This window comes from Methylobacterium sp. WL103 (assembly GCF_008039885.1).
Taxonomy (GTDB): domain Bacteria; phylum Pseudomonadota; class Alphaproteobacteria; order Rhizobiales; family Beijerinckiaceae; genus Methylobacterium; species Methylobacterium cerastii.
The window spans coordinates 1-4,571 of sequence record NZ_VRUX01000343.1; the positions used below are offsets into that span (position 1 = coordinate 1).

At 71.4% G+C, this 4,571-nt stretch carries 4 protein-coding genes and 1 pseudogene; all 5 read right to left on the reverse strand.

Features of this window, described 5'->3' with window-relative positions; genetic code table 11:
- Nucleotides 1–1,703: glyoxal oxidase (locus FV222_RS17945; RefSeq protein ID WP_246685524.1), on the reverse strand; the 1,703-nt coding region annotated here is incomplete at its 3' end.
- A 252-nt stretch (nucleotides 1,704–1,955) separates the two neighbouring features.
- On the reverse strand, nucleotides 1,956–2,639 hold the full coding sequence (locus FV222_RS17950) for an SCO family protein (protein WP_147763170.1): 684 nt from the start codon (nucleotides 2,637–2,639) through the stop codon (nucleotides 1,956–1,958).
- Between the two features lie 227 nt (nucleotides 2,640–2,866).
- The gene (locus FV222_RS17955) at nucleotides 2,867–3,763 is read right to left on the reverse strand and encodes a type II secretion system protein GspK (protein ID WP_246685525.1); all 897 of its coding nucleotides are present in this window, start codon (nucleotides 3,761–3,763) and stop codon (nucleotides 2,867–2,869) included.
- Complete coding sequence (locus FV222_RS17960) at nucleotides 3,760–4,371, reverse strand: prepilin-type N-terminal cleavage/methylation domain-containing protein (protein ID WP_147815309.1); 612 nt, start codon at nucleotides 4,369–4,371, stop codon at nucleotides 3,760–3,762. Before FV222_RS17960 ends, FV222_RS17955 begins: the two co-directional genes overlap by 4 nt.
- Nucleotides 4,364–4,571 (reverse strand): annotated as a pseudogene (locus FV222_RS29790) (type II secretion system protein); the annotation flags it as partial. The gene FV222_RS17960 and the pseudogene FV222_RS29790, both read right to left, overlap by 8 nt.

Below are 4,571 nucleotides of genomic sequence, written 5' to 3' on the forward strand. Positions count from 1 at the left end.
CCGCCCGTGGTTCCGCCGGCGTTGCTCGCGACGGCGATCACGGCCGGGGTCGGCGCACTCGCCAACGGCGGGGCCGCCGTGTTCGGGCCGATCGCGACGATGATTCCGGGCGACGGCACGCCTTTCTGGTCGATCATGACCAACTGGTAGTAGCCGGGGGGCGCGACGTTGGCCGAGGCCGGCGCCTGGACCGCCACCGTGCCGTCAGAGCTCACCCCTGCGTTGAGCACCATGCGCCGCTGCGTCGCGTTGAAGCTGTGCGTGACGAGGCCGAGGCCGAGCAGCACAACCTGCGAGACGCCGGCCTGCGCGGTCACCTCGACCTGCATCCACTGGCCGTAGTTCAGGCGGTTCGTCGTCAGGCTGAGGATCTGCGGGCGCGGTGCCAGCGCCGCCTTGCCGTTGACGCTGGTGAACAGGTAGGGCGGGTAGTAGACCTCGGCGTTCTTGTTGTTCACGGGACCGGGCGCCCCGCCGCCGCTGGTGAGGACCGTACCGTTCTGCATCAGCAGCGCGGTCGAGTGGTAGCCGCGATAGATCGAGGCCGCCGGGCCGAGGGTCCACGCCCCGGTCTTCGGGTCCCACATCTCCATCGGCAGCACCGCGTTGCCGTCGGCTTGGTCGTCCCACAGGCTGCCGCCGGTGACCGCCACGAGGCCGGTCGGCAGCACCGTCGCGTTCGCCCAGGAGCGACCGATCTTGGTCGGCGCCGTCTCCGTGAGGACAGGGTTGCCTCCGGTGATGTCGACCAGTGTGGCGCGGCTGCTGGCGAGGAAGCCGCTGCTGTTGTCGTAGCTGTTGCCGCCGAGCTGGAGGATCCGGCCGGTGTCGTACATCACGGCCGTCGAGCTCGGTCCGACGTTCGGGGCGTCGGCCGCCGAATTGGCGCTCCGCTGCGGCTCCTTGAACGGCGTCACCGCGATCGAGCCGTTTCCGGTTGGATCGAGGTACCACATCTTCTCGGCGCTGATGCCGAACACCTTGCCGTTCGGCGCGATCCAGGCACGCGGATACCACCAACGATTGTTCTCGGGTCCGAACGCGTCGCGGCTGTTGGCGCCGAACAGGCTGCTCCAGCGCGTGCCGTCGTAGACCTCCGGGGTCATCCCGCTCATGAAGCCCTTGTTGATGCTGCCCTGGGGATCAGCCCAGCCGCCGTTGTACGGGTATGAGCCGCCCATGATGAGTTGGCGACCGTCGGGCAGGCTGAGCATCGTGGAGTAGTAGCGGTCCGCGGCCATCTGCGCCCCGAGCGGCGAGACGCCGGTGCCCAGCCCGTTGACGACGGCGGCCCCCTTGTCGACGCCGGCCTCGAAGATGCCGCCCGCGGCCATCAGCGAGCCGTCCGCCTGGAAGGCCATGGTCGAACAGAAGCTGTTCACGTTCGCGACGGCCGGAAGGATCGTGTGCCCGCTCGGGTCGAAGCCCTTGGAAGGATCCCAGATGTCGTAATAGCGCCCGCTCTGGACGGCGGCGTCGTCGGGCGGCGACCCGAACGAGACGAGCTTGCCGGAGGGCAACAGGCCCATGCTGATCGCGTTCAGGGGCCAAGCGAAGACGCCGCGCCACATGCCTTGAGCCGGTGCCGTGTCGGGAATCGCGGTCGGCGTGCCGAACGGGTCCTGCACCTGAGTCACGACGACGGGAAACTTGGCCGCCTCGGCGGACAGGCCGGCCATCCCGGCCAGCATCGTCGCCGACATGAGCGACCGCGCGAGGGCGCGTCCGGCTCGCGGACGCGGCCGGGAAGATTTCGGTATCATGATCCTGCATTCCCCTTTTTTGACGTCGATGGAACACCCGCCGGCGGTCGTCATCGGTGTCGGACCGCAGTCTTCCACCTCGACGACCACGTTCGAATGCGGATCGAGCGGCTGGGAACACCAATATTCCGGGAACCGTTGTCGCGCCGTTGCGAGGGGTGGTTAAAATTCCCATCCGGCGATCGGGCGGCTCTACGGTGCGGCGGACGCCGCAGGGCGCGGCGGATGCCCGACGCCGTCCTCGAGGCTGTGGAGCACGCCGATGTCGCGTCGGAGCCGCGGGACGTCGAGGGGGTCGCCGCCATAGGTCATCGCGATCTGCCCGCGGCGGTCGAAGACCAGGACGGTCGGCGGCGGTTCGGGCAATCGATCCGCCGGGTAGCGCAGCGCCGCGATCACGCTGGCCGTCGCCGCGGCGGTCCCCGTGACGAGTCGAAGTTTCCCTGCGTCGATCCTCAGCCCTTCGGCGAACCGGCGCAGGGCCGCGACGTCGTCCCGATCCGGCGCCACGCTGGCGGCGAGGACTACGGTCCGCGCCCGGACGTCCGGGGGCAGGTCGCGGGTGAGGTCGGCGAGGGCGAGCGTGCGCGCGACGCAGGTGATCAGGCAGTCGGTGCTCACGAAAGACAGCACGACCACCCGGTCGCGCAGGGACGACGGCGCGAGGACGCGGCCCGACTGATCGATCCGAGGGGCCGCCACCGGGTCGCCCGACCAGAGCAGGTCGGACAGCGCGGTCTCCGGCCGAAGCGCGTCGTTACGCCCGCCCGGAGCGGACGACGTCGCGCCGGCCGCAAGCAGGCCGGCGCCGAGGACGGGAAGGACCCGGCGCAGCAGCCGCGTCGCAAGGCCCCCGCGTGAAAGAACGCCGCGCATCACGAGATACACCTACGGTTGGCTTCGGACGGCCGAACTTCGGGGAGCTGGGAGCTTGCAGCCGGCTCACGGAGGTCGGAAGATTTTCGCACTCGGCCCACTAGACTGTCTGTTTATTCTCGCACCGTTTCGGATTTGCCAACGGATCTGGTTAAGCCGTCGCCTCGGAGCGTCGGCCTCCGTGAAGGCGACGGCGCGGTGCCTGTGACGAGACCGCGAACATCGTCCTAGCGGGCCTGGAGGGCGGCCCCGATCACGCCGCAGGTGGGATGGCCTTCCAAGGCCGGCGGCAGCGTCGGGATGCCCGGCTGCCAGGCCAGGAAATCCATGCCGGAGCTCCCGCCGCCCAGCGCGTAGGTGCCCGAACGTCCGGCGCGGACGCCCTGCTCCTCGACTAGGACGTCGATGCGGAAGTATTGCCGCGGCGACGGCGCCGGGGGCGCCTGCGGGGTTCGCGCGCCCTGCCCTCTCGCGGCCTTGGCCGGGTCCGGCGACGCTCCAGCGACGCGGCCGGATTCATTGTAGATCGTCAGCAACGGCTTGAGCCGCGCGGCGATGTCCTCGGTCATCGAGGGCAGCCGTCCGATCTCGTCGACGCTGACGAACGGCGCGTTGCGCGGCCCGTAGCCGAGGCCGCGCGCCCGGTATTGCGGCGCCTCCGCCCCGCCGCTCGGCTCGGGCACGTCGTCGGCATCGCGATAGTCGACGATCTCCGCGGCGAGCGCCAGCGCGGTGGCGTCGGGGATGCCGGCCCCGCGCAAGGCCGTCTCGAGCCCGGCCCGCGGCGTGGCGTTGAGATCGACGAGAAGGCCCTGGTCCTGAAGGGCGATCAGCAACCGCTCCCGCGGGGCCAGGTCGCAGGCGATCGGCCAGCCGTCCTCCGGCATCTGCAGGCCGCGGAGGCGGTAGGTCCGCTGGAGGCCGAGGTCGTAGGCGACGAGGCGAGCGATCCCGTCGGCCAGGCCCTGGACCCGGGTGAGGTCGGCGCGGGCCTGCGTCAGGGCGGTGCCGGAGCGGACGCGCATGACGGTCGCGGCCAGCAGGGCGCAGACCACGATCAGGATCGCCAGCACGGAGGGCAGCACGAAGCCCGCCTCGCCGTCGCGGCCGTGCTCCTCGGTCACGGTCGGTCTCCGAGGGCGACGAGGAACGGGGGCCAGCGTCGGCGATCACTTGGGTCGAACGCGATGCGGATCTCGACGAGCTTCGGCGCCCGGTCGGGCCGGGTCCATTGCGCAAGCCAGACGGCCGGCGCGTTGCCGGTCGGCACGCCGAAATAGCGGAAACTGAGGCCGGTCACGCCGGCAAGCAGCACTTCCTCGTCGCCTGCGCCGACCTCGGCCCCGGGCTCCGCGAGCCGGCGGCGCTCGACGAGATCGAGGCGGAGATCGGTGCGGGGAGTGCCGGCGAGGGTGACCTGGGTCTCGGCGGGACGCTCGGCGGCCGCATCGGGGGCGATCACGGCGGCGAGGCCGTCGGGACGGCCCAGGAAGAAAGGCCGCCGCCCGTCCGTGCGGCGCCGGACGAGGCTGCCGAGGGTGCGCCGCAGGTGATCGCGGACGGATTGCACCTCCTCGGCGGCGGCGACGCGCCCGGCCGCGCCGGACGCGCGCGATGCGATCTGCAACGTCTGGACGAGCAGGAGACCGATCAGCGAGGCCAGGGCGAGGCAGACGACCACCTCCACCAGCGTGAAGCCGGCCTGGCCCGCCTCTGGCCGCGCCTCATTCACGGATCTCTCCCGGGACGAGCGTCGTGTAGATCGGCCGGCCTTCGACCGGTCCCCGGCTCAAGCGGACGAGCCAGAGCGGCGGGACGCGGCCGAGGCCCATCGCCGGCGCGGCGTCGGCGATGCGCAGGGTCCAGGCCGACCCGTCCGAGAACGTGCCCCGCTCGACGCCCGCCTGGGGCGGCCCCGCCGCGAACCGGGCC